The organism is Adhaeribacter arboris (assembly GCF_003023845.1).
GTDB classification, from domain to species: domain Bacteria; phylum Bacteroidota; class Bacteroidia; order Cytophagales; family Hymenobacteraceae; genus Adhaeribacter; species Adhaeribacter arboris.
On record NZ_PYFT01000001.1, the window covers coordinates 3,284,218 to 3,301,405 of the forward strand.

A 17,188-nucleotide genomic window follows, 5' to 3' on the forward strand; every position below is an offset into this window, starting at 1 on the left:
AAATTTTAGGTATTAATTAATCAACAGTTAGGCAGCTAACTAATATTTTCAACAAAACTAATAATTTTTTACAAATTTAGTAATTAATTATTTATTACTATAAATAATTTTTAATAATAAATGTTATTTTTTATTGTAGTGTTTTTTCTGTTCCTCACCCCAATCAATTAAATTTTGCTATTGCTATTATGGAAAATGTAATCCAAGAAGGTAATTATATGATAAATGACCTGGCAAACAGAAAAGGAGAACTGTTTCCGGGAACTATTATAAATTGTGAATTTGAAAATAACAATTTTTATTTTTATTGCGATAATAATGTTATTCTGCATTTAAAAGCAGTTACCGACAAAGTAATCCGGTTCCGGTACGCGGTAGATGGCGATTTTGAAAAAGACTTTTCGTATGCCCTAGCCGATACTTATGAACCGGAAATACCCACCTTGGAATTTAAAGAAAAAGCCGATCATTTTCGTATTACTACCAATAGGATTATAATAACCGTTTGGAAAGAAAACCTATTAGTTAAAATTCTGGATAAATCCGGCACTATCCTTATTGAAGACGAAAGAGGATTTCATTGGGAATACGACCGCGAAACAGGTAACAATATTGTAAAGATATCGAAAAAAGTACAAAGCGGCGAGCACTACTACGGTCTCGGCGATAAGTCGTCTAACATGAACCTGCGGGGCCGTCGCGTACAAAATTGGGGCAGCGATACCTATGGCTACGGTAAAAACACGGACCCACTTTATAAAAATATTCCTTTTTACATTGGCTTGCACCAGAAAATTGCCTACGGTATGTTTTTCGATAACAGCTTCCGGAGCTTTTTTGATTTTGCCGCGGAACGTAGCAACGTAACCAGCTATTGGGCTTATGGTGGCGAACTGAATTATTATTTTATCTACGGGCCCAAACTGGTAGAAGTAACCGAACAGTACACCTGCTTAACGGGCAAACCGGAATTGCCGCCCCTCTGGACATTAGGTTATCACCAATGTAAGTGGAGCTACTATCCCGAAGAAAAAGTAAAAGAAATTGCCGCTGGCTTCCGCGACCGGCAGATTCCCTGCGATGCGCTTTACCTGGATATTGATTATATGGAAGGTTTTCGATGCTTTACCTGGAGCAAAGAGTATTTCCCGAACCCAAAACGCATGTTGCAGGAACTAGCTCAGGACGGGTTTAAAATTGTAGTTATTATTGATCCTGGTATTAAAATAGACAAAGATTATTGGGTTTACCAGGAAGGTATGGCCAACGATTACTTCTGTCGGCGGGCCGATGGTCCATTGATGAAAGGTTCGGTATGGCCAGGTTTGTGTAATTTCCCGGATTATACCCGTCCGGATGTGCGGGAATGGTGGGCGGGCTTGTTTAAAAGCTTAATGGAAGTGGGCGTAAGAGGGGTATGGAATGACATGAATGAGCCAGCCGTATTTGAACAAGGCACTTTCCCCGATGATGTACGCTTTGACTATGATGGCCACCCCTGCAGTCATAAAAAGGCCCATAATATTTACGGCATGCAAATGGCCCGTGCTACGTACATGGGGGTAAAAAAATATTCCTACCCTAACCGGCCTTTTACCATTACCCGTTCCGGCTACTCAGGTGTTCAGCGTTTTGCCTCTACCTGGACCGGCGATAACATTGCTAGTTGGGAACATATGTGGTTGGCTAATATTCAGTGTCAGCGCCTGAGTATTTCGGGTTATTCGTTTGCTGGCTCCGATATTGGAGGGTTTATTGAAACACCTTCCGGCGAATTATATATCCGATGGTTAGCTTTAGGAATTTTCCACCCTTTTTGTCGTACCCACTCTTCCGGCGATCATGGCGATCAGGAACCGTGGTCGTTTGGTGAAGAAAATACAGCTTTAGCAAAGAAATTTATCCAGCTGCGCTATCAGTTCATGCCTTACATGTATACTACTTTCTGGCAATACGTTTCTAAAGGTACCCCCATGCTGAAGCCACTTGTTTACCTGGACCAATACGACTCGGAAACTTACTTGCGAATGGCTGAGTTTGGTTTAGGCGACAATTTACTCGTTTGCCCTATTACTCAGCCCGAAGCCGATGGCCGCTGGTTATATTTACCCCGTGGCAATTGGTATTATTACTGGACCGATGAATTAGTAACGGGCGGCAAAGAAATTTGGGCTCACGCTGGTTTAGATCGCATTCCTTTGTACGTACAAGCCGGAGCCGTTGTACCTATGGCTCCGGTACAGCAATACGTAGGCGAAAAAGAAATAGAAGAATTAACCTTACACGTTTACCATAAAAACGGCGCGCACGAAAGCACTCTCTTTGAAGATGCCGGAGAAGGTTATGGCTACGAAACAGGCGATTGTATGGTAAAGAAATTTACCACGGTTGGCACTACGGCCAGTTTAAGTTTGCAGCAAACAGCCACCGGCGCGTTTATAGCTTCTTACCATACCTATAAAGTAGTGCTGCACGGTTTACCATTTGAGATAACTTCCAGCGAGATGGATGATTATAGCCTGCCTATTAGCCAAATAATAAAAGATGAAAATCTAAAAACCCAAACAATTTATTTAAAAGCTGATTTTAAAACATTGGCCTTAAAGTAACGAGACATTAGTATCAAGCTATTAGACCCTAGACTTTTCCCCTAACTGTTGATAATAGTGTTCTCCAACAATAATCTCGAAATCTTATATTCTAAAGAGATAGTAACTGTTATACCCAATAGTATTAGTTACCTTCCATCAGGTTGATTTAAAAAATTGCTCCAGCCCGTCGTTTCCTTCGTTATGGCAGCTACTTGAAACAATTGGGTATTACTTGAATAAAAATAGTGTAATTCATATAAAACGAAAGCCATCTGATTCCTTCAGACGGCTTTTTGTTTTATAGATTATAATAAGAAATTAATTACGGTTTAAAGCGTTTAAGTCAGCAAATGCTTCTTTTAAACGATCAATAAAAGTTTGTTCGCCAGAACGTAACCACACTCTTGGGTCATAATATTTTTTGTTGGGGCTATCTTCGCCTTCGGGGTTGCCAATCTGTGCCTGTAAGTAATCTTTTTTCTTTTCGTAGTAATTCTTTACTCCGTCCCAAAACGCCCATTGCATATCCGTATCAATGTTCATTTTTACGGCACCGTACTCTATAGCCTGGGTAATTTTTTCTTTTTCGGAACCGGAACCACCGTGGAACACAAAATTTACCGGATTAGCATCCGTTCCGTATTTCTGTTGAATGTAATCCTGCGAATTTTTTAAAATTTCCGGCCGCAACTCAACGTTGCCTGGTTTGTAAACCCCGTGTACGTTACCAAAGGCCGCAGCAATTGTAAAATGATCGCTGATGGCTTTTAAGGTTTCGTAAGCATAAGCTACGTGTTCGGGTTGCGTATATAAATGCGAGCTATCTATATCTGAGTTGTCTACCCCATCTTCTTCCCCCCCGGTAACTCCTAATTCAATTTCTACCGTCATACCTATTTTATTCATTCTTTCAAAATAGCGGGCGCAAGTTTCAATGTTTTCCTGGATATCTTCTTCCGATAAATCGAGCATGTGAGAGCTGTATAAGGGTTTACCATGCTGGGCATAAAACTTTTCACCAGCATCTAGTAAACCATCAATCCAGGGTAATAATTTTTTGGCAGCGTGGTCGGTATGTAACACAACCGGAACGCCATAAGCTTCCGCCATTAAATGAACGTGGTGCGCTCCGGAAATACCACCAATAATGGCAGCTTTTTGAGCATCGTTACTTAAACCTTTACCGGCAAAAAATTGTGCTCCCCCGTGCGAGAACTGAATGATAACGGGCGAATTTACCGCTTTAGCCGTTTCTAATACGGCATTTACCGAGTTAGTACCAATAACGTTAACTGCAGGTAGGGCAAAATTATTTTCATTGGCGTAATTAAATAAGGCTTGCACATCATCGCCGAACAAAACGCCTGGTTTAAATTTAGTCATTACATCACTCATTATTTATATTTTAATTAATGTTGGGTTTTAATATATAAAGAAGAAAAAGATACGTCTAAAGGTTTTAATTCTTCTAACTAGATGGGCACAATACTACTTTTTTTTATTGTAATTTAAAATTAATGCCTTCACTTTTAACTAAAATAGCTTCCTGTACCCTTATAGTATCGAAATGTTAGGGTACTTGTTGCACTTTTTGCAAATATTCCTGGCGGGCAAGTTCTAACTCTGCTAATAATTCTTCGCGCTGCCGGATTAAAGTATTTATTAGTTTCCGCTCGTTAAAAAACAAAGTTTGTAGCCTTAGATTAGCCCGAATGTTTTGCAGTTGCTTGTAATAATGCAGCACAAAAAAGCCAGCTATAGGCAGACAAATGAAAAAGAGGAAAACCAACAGCCACGAATGCGTAACATACCAAACCAAATACAACTCTACTCCATAAAATATTGGAAAAGTAAAAATACCCGTGGTAAGCAAAATAGGAGAGATAAATTCGGCTTCTTCGGTTAAAGCATTAGCCACCTTAGCAGGTATAATATAAGGTAAATAATTAGTGATTAACCCAAATAAGTAAAGCGGCAGACCTATTAACAAAAACAAACCCGAGGCCAACAACCACTTTCCCAAATGCCGCCTACCTGTTGAAGAATAAAATACAGTATCTTGTAAATTTAATTCTCTAATCTGCTGCAGGTAGGCGCTTAGTTTGCGTTGAATAGCCATTACTTTTTCGGGGTTGTGCTTTTTAAAGTATGCCAGGCTAGCTACTATGCGTTGGGTTAGCTGAAATTCCTGTTCAGAATTGTTTGCTTCGTTAGCCGCTAATACGTGTTTTTTAAATACGGTTTCTACTTGGTAAACCAATTCATCATCAACGTGGGAGTGCGTATGAATTATATTTGCCTCGAGTGCAGCGCGAATTTGGTTGGTTAATGCATGAAAAGCTTTTCCCGCATCTTGCTGGTACCCGGCAGCTAACCTGTTTACCTCAATAGGCGGAGCCACGTTTATTAACAACTTACTCCTGAAACGAGTAGGTTCTAAATAATTTAAACCAATTGGAATAATACGAACTTCTTGCGTGAAATTAAGCCGGGCGGCGGCTCCTAAAGCAATGCGGGCCGCACCGGTTTTTAGCGGCCGTAGCCGTCGTTCGTTAAAGCTATTGCCTTCCGGAAAAATTAATAAAGTACCCTGCGCATTCAGAAATTTATAACATTTCTCGAAAGTATTATCATTCGCTCCGGCAACTACCGGGCCGTCTTCCCGTCGGTAAACCGGAATAAGATTCATCTTTTGCAAAAGCCATTTCCGGAACGGTGAACTAAAAACAGTGCTTTTCGCGATAAAGTAAACTTCCTGCTTTAACAAAGAAGCAATAACAATAGGATCCATAAACGTGTTAGGGTGGTTCGCTACTAATAAAAGTGGCCCTTTATCCGGCAATGGCGCGGCTTGTTTTACTTCTATTTTTCTATAAAACACCCTTAATGCCACTCTAAAAATAAGCTTGAGAATAAAGTAAACCATAGCATTTATAAGCTAAGGATAAAATTTATTAGTTGCAAAACATTTAATTATACAAAGGTCTACTTTCCTGATAAAACAGCTCATTGTTTAAGTAAAACAAAGTATAAACCTCTACTCTAGGCTACAATCACTATTTTCTTTTAAAACAGTTGCATATTCCATATCCGGCTTACAATTTCAAGCTTACATTAACCGATATTAGAGAAAATATTTAAATCTAGCTTATCTTTTATACCATTTCCTTAAAATTCATCTTATCTAAACCAAACAATTAGTTCATTATTCTACTTAAAAAATATATAACATTATATTTTAAGTAGTATTTATCTAATTCATGCTTTTTTAAGCCAAATAACCCATTTTTATAAGACGTTTTCATCATTTTGATAATTTATTTAAAAATTTGCCTTATAAAATTAGGTATTATTTTAAAAATTTTATTATGTTTGAATCGTTGAACAATTATTAATCACTTTTAATTTGTAGCCCATGAAAGAAAAATTATCTATCGTTCCCTTTTCTATGCTGGTTATCGTCAGCATATTAGGTGTTGCCTTATCAGGAGTGCCCGGAAGTATGCCTACGGAAGGCTTAAACTCCGGCGATGTAGCCTGGATGCTAGCAGCAACAGGTTTGGTTTTACTAATGACTCCCGGTTTGGCATTGTTTTACGGAGGCATGGTAAATGCTAAAAACGTTATCTCAACGATGTTGCAGAGTTTTATCTGCATGGGTATTATCAGTATTTTATGGATTGTAGTAGGCTTTAGCTTGGCATTTGGCGATTCCATTGGTGGTTTTATTGGCGACCCGCGCACTTATTTTATGTTTAACGGCGTACTTGAAAGTAAGCCTTGGCCATTAGCCGCTACGATTCCGTTAGTGTTGTTTGCTTTCTTCCAATTAAAATTTGCGGTAATTACCCCTGCTCTAATAACCGGCTCTTTTTCCGAAAGAATTCGCTTTACCTCTTATATCTTATTAGCTTGTCTGTTCAGTATGTTTATTTATGCGCCAATTGCGCATTGGACCTGGCACCCGGATGGTTTCTTGTTTAAAATGGGCGTTTTAGATTTTGCCGGTGGTACCGTTGTACACATTTCGGCTGGTTGTGCGGCCTTAGCTTCTGCTATGTATTTAGGCAAGCGTAAAAAAGAAATTGTTCACTCTTCTCCTTCTAATATTCCTTATGTATTACTTGGTACGGGTTTGCTTTGGTTCGGCTGGTTTGGCTTTAACGCGGGTTCGGCAGTAAGTGCCAGTGGTTTAGCGGCCTCCGCTTTTGCTACTACCAATACTGCTGCTGCTGCTGCCGGTTTAGCTTGGATTTTATTTGACGCTTTCCGGGGTAAAAAACCTTCTGCCATGGGCTTCTGCATTGGCGTAGTAGTTGGTTTAGTAGCCATTACTCCTGCCGCTGGTTTTGTAGGCATCTCGGTAAGTATTTTTATTGGTACTGTTGCGGCTATTATCAGTAATTTGGCTGTTTCATGGAGAGGCAGAAGTAGCTTAGATGATACTCTGGATGTGTTTCCTTGCCACGGAGTAGGCGGTATTGTAGGTATGTTAATGACCGGTATTTTTGCCCACCAAAGTATTAACCCGGCTAACACTACCGGCAACGGCTTATTCTACGGCGAAACAAAATTATTCTTGATTCACTTAACCGCTCTGGGCATTGTAGTAGCCTTTTCTTTCCTGGGTACTTTTGTTTTATTAAAAATTACTGATCTCATTACTCCACTACGGGTATCAGAAGAAGAAGAAACTATTGGCTTGGATGTTTCTCAACACGAAGAAAAATTACTGGTTGCTTAATATCGCTTACAGGAGAAATTCTAAATAAAATTTATAAAACCAGAAAGAGGTTCCTATTAAGGAACCTCTTTCTGGTTTTAGCACACTCTTTTAAACTCGGCGAAACAGGAACTACTTAAAAAATAATGGTTCTATTACCGCTGACAAATACTTTATCGGCAAAAATTAATTTTAAAGCCTGAGCCAGCACAATTTTTTCTACATCTCTTCCCGATTGCGCCATGTCGCGGGCACTATGCGCATGATTGACTTGAATAACGTTCTGCGCAATAATAGGTCCTTCGTCTAGCTCATTGCTTACAAAATGAGCAGTTGCTCCAATAATTTTTACGCCTCGTTCGTACGCTTGCTTGTAGGGATTAGCGCCAATAAAAGCGGGTAAAAAGGAATGATGAATATTAATAATACGCCCCGGAAACTGCGCCACAAAACCTGAACTTAGCACTCTCATGTATTTCGCGAGCACAATGTATTCTGGTTGGTAACTTTGTACTACTTGCGCTATTTCCTCGTCGTGTTCTTCGCGGGTTTTACCTTCGTGGGAGACAAAATGGAACGGAATAGAAAAACGGGCAACCAGCGATTCTAAAACCGGATAATTCCCTATTACTGCCAGAATATTAACCTGTAAATCGTTGAATTCGTACCGCAAAAGTAAATCGCCTAAACAGTGGTGCTCTTTGGTAACCAGAATGACAATATTCTTTTTCTGCTGGGGTACCAGTTGTATATTTACGCCACCAGGTAAAACCGTGTAAAGTTCTTGTATAACTTGTTCGGCATCCAATTCCCCTTCTACTTCCGCCCGCATGTAAAAATGATTGAGCTGATTATCTACGAATTCATCGTTACTGATAATATTTAGTCCATGATTAAATAATACTCGGGTAATATCATAAATTAATCCTTTCCTATCCAAACAATCAATACGTAGTATGTGATTCATATATTTATTCGGCTATTAACTGGCCTGATTTTAAGCTTTATTTTACCCCTGAATTACCGGTTGGCTATCTTAATTTAAAAAAGTTAATTTTTGCTTCATGAACCAACGCTTCCTTGAGCTATTTCTAACTATGCTTTACGCTACCTTAAATGAAGTTGCGGAAATTTTGTAAATAAAACAGATTTGTCTTGCCATTAAACTTGCTTATGCCCGCTTATTTTACAATCGGAAAGTGGAGATTATGACAAAATCATTATAGGTACTTAGAATACTCAATTAACAAGTAGTAAAAACCCATAAAGCACATAACAAAAAGCCTTCTGTTAACGGCAGAAGGCTTTTAAGAGTTTGCGTCATATCCAGTTATACTGTTTCCGAATCGTAGATTTGTACCCGGTCCCAATATTGCTGGCAAGTTTCCACAAATTTAAGATGCGTAGGATCTACCTGGTAAGCATCATGATCAGCAAGATTCTCGAAAGCCAGCAGCAAGGAATAAGAATACGAACGTTCAATAACCGGCCGATCCGTAGTGGCTGGTCTACCCACATCCCCTATTTTTACAAATTGGATGCCTAGCAACGATTTTACGCCGGCTTCGAAGGCGGCTTGCTGCTCTTGATTTAATTCTGGTTTCAACCAGAAAAACACGTGGTGTACAAACATATACAGAAGCTTAGTGATTAGTATGGCCGGCAATTTATAGGTTTCTAAAAAAATTGCCTATTTAAATTTAAGTTATCTAGGTTCTGCTTCGTTAAAATTGAAAATAATTCCTCTTTCCAACTGCTTTTTTTCAGCTAATAAAAGGAGAAGGATTTCATAAAGTACTTCGACATAATTCGCTTAGATTACCGTTCCCGATAACTTCCTGATCATTGTTTAACAATTAATTGAACAACGAATAACCCTTAACTACTTATTTAAGGCTAATTGCGTCCGGGCTACTTTCTGCGCATTGGTAAAAGCAAGTTCGTATTCGGGCAGGCGTAGTTCTCCTCCCATAAAAGCATTCGAGTTCCGGTAAATCATGGGGCTGGGTAACTTTTCGCGGGCCGTTAAATGATATTCTTGAGCCTGGGTTTCCCGGTGCAAGCGGGCAATGTTTCGTTCCGTGATACCGCCGCCCGGCATTACCACTAATTTATTTCCTGCTCTTCGCACCAATTCCGCAATTAATTCCGATCCTTCTAAAGCGGATTTCTCCTGGCCCGAAGTAAGTAAGCGCTCTACCCCTAAATCAATTAACTGCTCTAAGGCAAGTACTGGATCTGCTACCATATCAAATGCCCGGTGAAAAGTAACTTTTAAAGGTCGGGCTTGCTTAATTAAGGCCGCCGTACGTTCTACATCCATGTTTCCATCGGGAGTTAAAACTCCTAATACCACCCCATCTGCCCCTAAACTTTTTATCATTTCCAGATCGTACTGCATTACGGCAAATTCATCGTTGGTATAGCAAAAATCGCCGCCCCGGGGCCGCAGAAGAACATGAATGGGAATGGCTATTTGCTGGCGAGCTATTTTTAGACAACCAGCTGTTGGCGTAGTACCGCCTTCGAACAAGTTAGCGCATAGTTCTACCCGGGCCGCCCCGCCCTGCTCGGCTTGAATACAAGAGTATACCGAATCGGTACAAATTTCGAGAATAAGCTGATTTATCATGAAGCAAGAATACTTAAAATAGAGTAAAAAACCAGGTTTTATTTACCATCAAGGCATATGTAGCCCTTTATATTGTTGGCTGTAATTGGCTGTAAAAAACGGAAATATTCGGACAAATCATTCCGAATATAAAATCAACCTGGTTAACAATTTCTGTTTAAGGGAATAATAAGTACTTTAGATAATGGATTTAGGCTTACCTATACCTTACTTATTAGAGAAAATTCTGCACGCCGCAGGTTTAATTATCGGCAGCTTAGTAGTTGGCTTATTAATTAAGTACTTAATTTTTAAAGCATTAAGCATATACAGCCGGCGCTCCGAAGCGATTATAGTTAATTCTATTATCAAATTTGTTAAGCGGCCGGCGGGGTATTTTTTACCCGTGCTCGTATTTTCGATTATAATGCCGCTGATGCCTTTTACGGGAGGCAGCTACGAAGTAATGCGGCGCATCATAGAAACCAGCTTAATCATAGCCTTTGCCTGGGTGTTAACCCGGGTGGTATACGTATTTGAAGAAGTAGTCCGGCAGAGTTACCAGATTTCGAAAGCCGACAACATCCGGGAACGCAAATTATTAACGCAGTTACAGTTTATTAAACGCCTCGTTGTTCTGGCCATTGCGTTTGTGGCACTTTCGTTGGTGCTGATGAGCTTTGCTGCTGTCCGGAAAATAGGCACCGGTTTACTCACTTCCGCCGGTATTGCCGGAATTATAGTGGGCTTCGCGGCGCAACGCTCCTTAGCCAATTTACTAGCCGGCTTTCAGATTGCCTTTACGCAGCCCATTCGGATTGATGACGTGGTGTTACTGGAAGGTGAATACGGCAATATAGAAGAAATTACTCTTACCTACGTGGTAGTGCGTATCTGGGACCAGCGTCGGTTAATACTACCAATCAACTATTTTATTGAAAAACCCTTTCAGAACTGGACCCGCTCGAATGCTGAACTTTTAGGTACCATTTTTATCTACACCGATTATACTATACCAGTAGATTTAGTACGAGCTGAACTAGAACGACTGATGCAGGCTTCGCCGCTGTGGGATAAGCGCGTTTGCAAATTGCATGTAACGGAGTCGAAGGAAAAGACTTTAGAACTGCGGGCACTCGTAAGTGCCCACGATTCTAGTTCTGCATTTGAGTTACGCTGCGATATCCGGGAAAAACTTATCGGTTTTATTCAAAAGAATTATCCCGCCAGTTTACCTAAAACGCGCACCGATTCTCCGATAGGGCTTAATGGCTTTAGCAGCAGTACTACTGAAGCTTAAGTAAATTCTTTATCTAAGGCCAGAACGTACGCCCGGTTATAATGTTTGGTTAGGTTTTTCCAATCAAATTCTACCGATGAGTTTTCGACTCTATTGCGCAGAGAAATCCGTTCCCGCTGATTAAGACGAACGTAATCAAATAAGTAATTAGTAAGTTGAGTTACCGCATCATCAAAGCTTCTATTCCGCCGCTTGATAACAAAAGTACCCCGAGCCGTTTCTTCATCTACCTGGCGGTGAGCCAGGTAATCACCAAAGCCGGCTAAATCACTAGTAACCGCGGGTACGCCCCGGGCAATACATTCCAGCGGCGTGTAGCCCCAAGGTTCGTAATAACTCGGGAAAATTCCCAGGTGGCAGCCTCGCACAAACTGCCCGTAATCTAAACCAAACAAAGGATTCGTGGAAGAAATAAAATCCGGGTGGTACACTATTTTTACCCGGTCATGCGCATTGTTGATTAAATGGGCGGAGCGTAGAAAATTTAAAATTTCATCGGTTTGGTCGTGGACCAGGTTGTGGGTTACCACACTCGGCAGTATGTGTGTTTTCCAGGATTGTAAATTACGCCGATAACGTAGTTGCCAGTAATCATCCACAAATTCGGTCATGTTAGGTAATTTCACATCGGAGTTAGATGCGGCGTAGTAAAATAACCGATCGCCAATTTGCCGCTCAATGGTTTCACAGGTATCCCGGATTTCCTGCATCATAGCCCGCGATTGCAGCACGTGGGCGTTTATGGAATGATAAGGTTGCTTGGTTACAAAAAACATAACCACCGTTTTTTTAATCCCGGCCTGCTGCATCCGGTAATTTAACCGGGCCAAGGCTTCGAGAGTTACATCAAAACCTTTGTTCCGGTATTCGTACCGGCCCGAAGTAAAGAAATACAGCGTATGGTCCAGATCAAATGGGTAGCTCTGGAAAAAATGCCCCATTACAAACTGGTGAATTTTTTCTTTGAACTGGGCGTGCAGGTTTTGAAACTCGTGAATAGCGGTAAATCGCTCAATATTTAAACCATTCGGTAACAACACATCCGGAATGCGGTCGAGCAAGAATATACATTCTCGCGCGGTAACCTGGCTTACCGTACTAAATATATGCGAACCATGAGCGGCCGCCCGCTCAATGCGTACGGCGGTTTCAATGTTAAAATGCTGGGCTTCCTTCAACCAGTTTACCGAGGTAAGATTATCGTAAAACGACGGATCGTTCATGGCCAGATAACGACCTAGTAAAGTAGCGTGGGTAGTAAATACTATTTTAATTTTAGCCTGTTCCCGCCGCAGAGCCGGTATCGCCGAACCGACCATCCACTCGTGAAAATGCGCAATAACAGGCCTTTCCGTAATCTCAGGTTCAATTAAAATAGTTAAAAATATTTTTACCAGGTAGCCAAAAGCTTCCGTTTGGTTTAAAAGATCGTCGTTATCCGGCGTCGGAATATCATGATCTGCCCAAAGCCGGTATTTTATTTCTCCCAGCCGATCGTACACACTGTATGGATTTAGCAATACAATGAGGGGATTGCCCGCCACGAGCCAATGTCCGTAATGTACCTCATACCCCATATTGCGCATCTTGAGTACCGCCTGGCCAAAAGGCCGGCTGTAATCGTCAGTCGGTTCAAACTCAGCCGCTGCCATTTTCGGAAAATAGGGCCCAATCAGAAAATAACAATCGCCCCATTTTTCAATCATGGATTGAACTTTCGTTTGGATAACGGTGTAGATACCGCCTACCTGGTTACACACTTCCCAGGCAATTTCGGCTAGTAACGCTTGTTTCAGCGCATCTTCGTTTAGTTTAGCAGGATAATTTAGGTCTAGCACAGGCAGGTGATTTAAGGTTAGTAAATATGCTTTTTAAAGATAGATATTACTGCAGTTAAATACGGTATTTCTACGGAAGATGAAATTACTTTTTAATAATATTGATAAAAAAATACCAGATTTAAGCTAAATCACAGACTTACAGCGAGTAATTTTTTAAACTTCGGTGCTTTTCCGGACTTTTTACTTGAAAAGACCAAATAATTCCAGGTTAATTTTATCTATGATGGAGCCTAAATCTTCTGGTTTCGACACAAAATCTAAATGGTTTACATCAATAACGAGCAATTTGCCTAAATCGTAGTGGTTAATCCAGTTTTCGTATTGCTCATTTAAACTACGCAGGTATTGGATACTGATATTGCTTTCGTATTCCCGGTTCCGTTTTTCAATTTGCGCAATTAATTTTGGCAAATCGGCTTTTAAATAAATTAAAAGGTCGGGCGGGGTAACCATACTAATCAGAGAGCGAAATAATTCGAAATAATTGTCGTAATCGCGTGGGCTCATCATCCCTGATTCGTGCAGGTTACGGGCAAAAATATACGCATCTTCGTAAACCGTGCGGTCTTGTACTACGCTTTTCTGGCTGTGTTTTATTTGTTGCACTTGCCGGAAACGGCTGTTCAGGAAATATACCTGCAAGTGAAAAGCCCAGCGAGGCATATCGTCATAGAAATCTTTTAGATAAGGATTATTATCCACCACTTCTTCAAAAAGAGCCCATTTATAATGACGCGCTAGTTTCTGAGCCAAGGTTGTTTTACCAGCTCCAATGTTCCCAACAATGGCAATATGCATGCGTTTAGTTGAAAGTTACAGATTGTAAGTTGAAAGTTAAAAGTTGCCAGTTGATATTTAACTTAATTTAGTAAATTAATTTACGTTAGCGGGTGAAATTATGAATTCGGGTTTTACTGGTAAAGTACTTAAAGTGTATCCGGCGAAGGCAGAATGCTTGATCATTTTTACTCTTTTGTTAAGATTACAGCAATTAAAAAGAAATTCTTAAAGAGAGTTTAAGTAACTAATGGCTGAAGGTGGCAAAACTATAAAGCCAAATCGATTAAAATAGGCAGGCAAGCTGAGGGTTGTTGCTTAAAAATAGTAAACAGCCAGGAGAAACAAATGGCAAAAGGTAAATGTTAGTGCATACGAATATCTCATTATTCAGGTATTTAAAACACTGATATGAGTTAAATTGATGCATAAAATATGCATCAATTTAAGAGTTATTAGACGAAATGCTATGAGAAACCTCAATTGATAGAAGAAATCAATGAATTTCACGGTTATTTCTGTTTTTGCGAATTCAAAAGCATACTAATTAATCAAGCCTTTTATGATAAACATGGCACAATCGGGACTTTTAATTTTACTCTCGCTGTTTTTAGTATTGCATTTTATCATTCTTGTAAAATTAATCCCTTACAATCTTGTTTGGGGTGGCAGACTAAAATCAGATAAAGAAATGTATCGTTTTGAAATCTTCTCTATCTTAATAAACTCACTATTCGTTAGTGTAATTTTGGTGCAAGGAAACTTTTTGATAGTTGATATACCAAACAAAATAATAACTTATGCCTTATGGCTCATGACAGGCTTATTTTTATTCAACACATTGGGGGATCTAACTTCAAAAAATAAAATTGAACAAATATTCTTTACCATAACAACAATACTATTGGCTATATTTTCATTAATTTTGGCATTGTCAAACTAATTTGAAAGGCACAATCTCCAACATGGGTATTTGCAAAGATTGAGCGGAAGGAAGCCTATTTTAATAGTTGTAACTTGATTGGGTAGTAGTTCGAACTTGACAGAATACTATTGCCTAGCTTTCGCAAACACCTGGTCGTTGTATGCAATTCAGAAACGAGATTCCGTTTGCCTTCATAATTATAGAACATTCCATATGAGTATCTTATAACCTACCGCACATTGCAGCACATTTACAAAGCACATAAAGAGCTTACCTTATAATAGAGATCCAATTGCTAACATACGGTATGCATTCTTTCAATTTAGAAAGGCAAAATCCAAAACAAGAAGAAATAAAAGTCGACCAAAACGACTTCATTTTGTTAATTACATACTATACAAAAAATCCCTTACAAAAATTAAGCATCACACTTCCAACAATTAAACGATTTTATAAAAGAAAAGAATCAATTATCTTTTACCTTTTACCAATAGTTAAATAAGTGTGTATAACTTATATATCTCTAATTTGGCAGACAAATCCGACCTGTTTGCATATTAGTTTTACAAACTCCGAAATAATCAGAGACTTTTGACTTCATTTTTACTAGGTATTTAAAGGTATGAAAAAATCATTTATCGTTTTATTACATATAGGTTTTTGGGTCTGCTATTTACTATTAATAGCAATTATGCTAGCTGTTTACTATCGAAGTAGCCTTAACGTAAGTAACCAAGAGTCCAGAATTTTAAATGCCTTAAAAAGTCTTTTCCTTTTTGCCTTTATCCCTTCATTTACTTCATATTTCTCTTATTACTTTATATTGTTTCCTAAGTATCTTCAACACAAAAGAATTTTCCTTTTAATAATTCATGGCATATTAATTTCTGTAGGAGCAGCCCTAATTGGATATATCCTGATTCGGTATTGGATAGAATCTGGTTATATGATAGACATGGATGATGCTGGTAGACACGGCAGGTCAACCGCTGTTACAGTAATAATTGCTATGACTATCATTGGTCTAATATCTGGTATGGTTGCATTGGTTATTAAAGGGTTTATCACTTGGTTTAATGAAATTAAACTTAAAAAAGCTTTGAAAGATAGAAATTATGAAATAGAAATGGCCCTAATAAAATCAAAACTTGATCCTCATCTTCTATTTAACACCATTAATAATATCGATGCACTCATTTTGAAAGACGCCGTAGAAGCATCTAACTATTTGAATAAATTATCAGACATCATGCGGTTTATGTTGTATGAAACAATGGCTGAAAAAATCCTCCTTTCCCAGGAGATAGAATACATAGAGAAATACATTGCCTTGCAAAAGATAAGGACTGCAAACGAAAATTATGTACACTTTGCGGTAACTGGTATTATTGGCAGTAAATATATTGCCCCAATGATATTTATTCCATTTATTGAAAATGCCTTTAAGCATACTCATAACAAGAAACTTGAAAATGCTATAACTGTCAATATCATTATAAAGAAAGAAACCATACAACTAGTATGTGAAAATAAGTTTGACTCAAGGCCATCGGTTAAGCAAATAAATAGCGGTTTAGGTAATGAACTGATTCAAAAAAGACTACATCTTATTTATTCGGGAAAACACATTTTAGAAGTGCATAAAAACAATGAACTGTACAGCGTAAACTTAACAATCACTAATGGATAGATATACCTGCATTATTATTGAAGACGAGCCACTTGCGCTTGAAAAAACGAAAGATTTTGTAAATAAAGTTCCCTTTTTGAATCTAAGTGCAACTTTCGACAATGCACTAAATGGGCTCACTTATCTGAACAACAACAAAGTAGATTTACTTTTTTTGGATATAAATATGGATGAATTATCGGGCATCGAATTGCTAGAAAGTTCTAAAATACACAGCCAGGTTATCATTACCACGGCCTACCAGGAATACGCCTTAAAGGGTTACGAACTACAGATAACAGACTACCTTTTAAAGCCATTTACCTTTAATCGCTTTCTGCAAGCTGTCAATAAAGCTCAAGAAAATTTAAGTCAAAGAGGCATCGATAAACAATTGGATTCTGTGTTTATAAAAACGGAGAACCGCCTCGAAAAAATCATAATTAATGATATCCTGTACATAGAGGGCATGCGAGATTACGTGCGTATTCACACGGCAAATAAAAAAATTATGACTTTGCAGAGCTTTCATGAACTGGAACAGTTGCTACCTGCTCATCTGGTGTGCCGTGTGCATAAGTCGTATATGGTTGCCATAAACAAGATCGAATCGATAGAGCGGAGTAGAATAAAAATTGCGGATCAATTAATTCCCGTTTCAGAAACATAAAAAGAAGCTTTTTTGCAACTCATCAACAGCAGGCCATAAACTTTCTACTATCTCGCAGACTAAAATATCCCGTTGGCAGAC

At 39.0% G+C, this 17,188-nt stretch carries 13 protein-coding genes; 6 read left to right on the top strand and 7 right to left on the bottom strand.

The window, feature by feature from the left end; translation table 11 throughout:
- Positions 1 to 188 precede the first annotated feature (188 nt).
- Positions 189 to 2,609, top strand: coding sequence for a glycoside hydrolase family 31 protein (locus tag AHMF7605_RS13730; RefSeq protein WP_233219044.1), 2,421 nt, complete (start codon positions 189 to 191; stop codon positions 2,607 to 2,609).
- Between the two features lie 300 nt (positions 2,610 to 2,909).
- Here the strand turns inward: AHMF7605_RS13730 and fbaA are convergent, their stop codons facing one another.
- Together fbaA and AHMF7605_RS13740 are read right to left on the bottom strand one after the other, a co-directional pair.
- Complete coding sequence (gene fbaA / locus AHMF7605_RS13735) at positions 2,910 to 3,986, bottom strand: class II fructose-bisphosphate aldolase (RefSeq protein WP_106930210.1); 1,077 nt, start codon at positions 3,984 to 3,986, stop codon at positions 2,910 to 2,912.
- 175 nt (positions 3,987 to 4,161) lie between these two features.
- Positions 4,162 to 5,472, bottom strand: a complete 1,311-nt coding sequence (locus AHMF7605_RS13740) for a 1-acyl-sn-glycerol-3-phosphate acyltransferase (protein ID WP_233219050.1) — start codon at positions 5,470 to 5,472, stop codon at positions 4,162 to 4,164.
- Positions 5,473 to 6,006: 534 nt separating this feature from the next.
- Here AHMF7605_RS13740 and AHMF7605_RS13745 point away from each other — a divergent pair.
- Positions 6,007 to 7,335: an ammonium transporter gene (locus AHMF7605_RS13745; protein WP_106930213.1), complete on the top strand. Its 1,329-nt coding sequence runs from the start codon at positions 6,007 to 6,009 to the stop codon at positions 7,333 to 7,335.
- A gap of 115 nt (positions 7,336 to 7,450) precedes the next feature.
- Here AHMF7605_RS13745 and purU read toward each other — a convergent pair whose 3' ends face one another.
- The 3 genes from purU to AHMF7605_RS13760 all read right to left on the bottom strand — a co-directional run bounded on the left by purU (position 7,451) and on the right by AHMF7605_RS13760 (position 9,946).
- A complete protein-coding gene (purU, locus tag AHMF7605_RS13750) occupies positions 7,451 to 8,281 on the bottom strand; it encodes a formyltetrahydrofolate deformylase (RefSeq protein WP_199200236.1) in 831 nt (276 codons plus the stop codon).
- 363 nt (positions 8,282 to 8,644) lie between these two features.
- Entirely contained in the window at positions 8,645 to 8,947 is a 303-nt protein-coding gene (locus AHMF7605_RS13755; protein WP_106930215.1) for a Dabb family protein, read from the bottom strand.
- Positions 8,948 to 9,196: 249 nt separating this feature from the next.
- Positions 9,197 to 9,946, bottom strand: coding sequence for a copper homeostasis protein CutC (locus AHMF7605_RS13760; RefSeq protein ID WP_106930216.1), 750 nt, complete (start codon positions 9,944 to 9,946; stop codon positions 9,197 to 9,199).
- Between the two features lie 184 nt (positions 9,947 to 10,130).
- Here AHMF7605_RS13760 and AHMF7605_RS13765 point away from each other — a divergent pair, with 184 nt between their 5' ends.
- A complete protein-coding gene (locus AHMF7605_RS13765; protein ID WP_106930218.1) occupies positions 10,131 to 11,225 on the top strand; it encodes a mechanosensitive ion channel family protein in 1,095 nt (364 codons plus the stop codon).
- Here AHMF7605_RS13765 and AHMF7605_RS13770 read toward each other — a convergent pair.
- Positions 11,222 to 13,063, bottom strand: a complete 1,842-nt coding sequence (locus tag AHMF7605_RS13770; RefSeq protein ID WP_233219062.1) for a glycosyltransferase — start codon at positions 13,061 to 13,063, stop codon at positions 11,222 to 11,224. The genes AHMF7605_RS13765 and AHMF7605_RS13770 overlap by 4 nt on opposite strands.
- A gap of 183 nt (positions 13,064 to 13,246) precedes the next feature.
- Positions 13,247 to 13,864: a deoxynucleoside kinase gene (locus AHMF7605_RS13775; RefSeq protein ID WP_106930220.1), complete on the bottom strand. Its 618-nt coding sequence runs from the start codon at positions 13,862 to 13,864 to the stop codon at positions 13,247 to 13,249.
- Positions 13,865 to 14,414: 550 nt separating this feature from the next.
- Here AHMF7605_RS13775 and AHMF7605_RS13780 point away from each other — a divergent pair.
- The 3 genes from AHMF7605_RS13780 to AHMF7605_RS13790 all read left to right on the top strand — a co-directional run bounded on the left by AHMF7605_RS13780 (position 14,415) and on the right by AHMF7605_RS13790 (position 17,107).
- Positions 14,415 to 14,786, top strand: coding sequence for a hypothetical protein (locus AHMF7605_RS13780; RefSeq protein WP_146153585.1), 372 nt, complete (start codon positions 14,415 to 14,417; stop codon positions 14,784 to 14,786).
- Positions 14,787 to 15,390: 604 nt separating this feature from the next.
- Positions 15,391 to 16,458, top strand: coding sequence for a sensor histidine kinase (locus AHMF7605_RS13785; protein ID WP_106930223.1), 1,068 nt, complete (start codon positions 15,391 to 15,393; stop codon positions 16,456 to 16,458).
- Positions 16,451 to 17,107: a LytR/AlgR family response regulator transcription factor gene (locus AHMF7605_RS13790; RefSeq protein ID WP_106930224.1), complete on the top strand. Its 657-nt coding sequence runs from the start codon at positions 16,451 to 16,453 to the stop codon at positions 17,105 to 17,107. Before AHMF7605_RS13785 ends, AHMF7605_RS13790 begins: the two co-directional genes overlap by 8 nt.
- Positions 17,108 to 17,188 lie beyond the last annotated feature (81 nt).

Coding starts and splice junctions, on each gene's coding strand:
- AHMF7605_RS13785 (WP_106930223.1), top strand. CDS start 15,391: ATGAAAAAATCATTTATCGTTTTATTACATATAGGTTTTTGGGTCTGC.
- purU (WP_199200236.1), bottom strand. CDS start 8,281: ATGAATCACATACTACGTATTGATTGTTTGGATAGGAAAGGATTAATT.
- AHMF7605_RS13730 (WP_233219044.1), top strand. CDS start 189: ATGGAAAATGTAATCCAAGAAGGTAATTATATGATAAATGACCTGGCA.
- AHMF7605_RS13765 (WP_106930218.1), top strand. CDS start 10,131: ATGGATTTAGGCTTACCTATACCTTACTTATTAGAGAAAATTCTGCAC.
- AHMF7605_RS13760 (WP_106930216.1), bottom strand. CDS start 9,946: ATGATAAATCAGCTTATTCTCGAAATTTGTACCGATTCGGTATACTCT.
- AHMF7605_RS13745 (WP_106930213.1), top strand. CDS start 6,007: ATGAAAGAAAAATTATCTATCGTTCCCTTTTCTATGCTGGTTATCGTC.
- AHMF7605_RS13775 (WP_106930220.1), bottom strand. CDS start 13,864: ATGCATATTGCCATTGTTGGGAACATTGGAGCTGGTAAAACAACCTTG.
- fbaA (WP_106930210.1), bottom strand. CDS start 3,986: ATGAGTGATGTAATGACTAAATTTAAACCAGGCGTTTTGTTCGGCGAT.
- AHMF7605_RS13755 (WP_106930215.1), bottom strand. CDS start 8,947: ATGTTTGTACACCACGTGTTTTTCTGGTTGAAACCAGAATTAAATCAA.
- AHMF7605_RS13780 (WP_146153585.1), top strand. CDS start 14,415: ATGGCACAATCGGGACTTTTAATTTTACTCTCGCTGTTTTTAGTATTG.
- AHMF7605_RS13790 (WP_106930224.1), top strand. CDS start 16,451: ATGGATAGATATACCTGCATTATTATTGAAGACGAGCCACTTGCGCTT.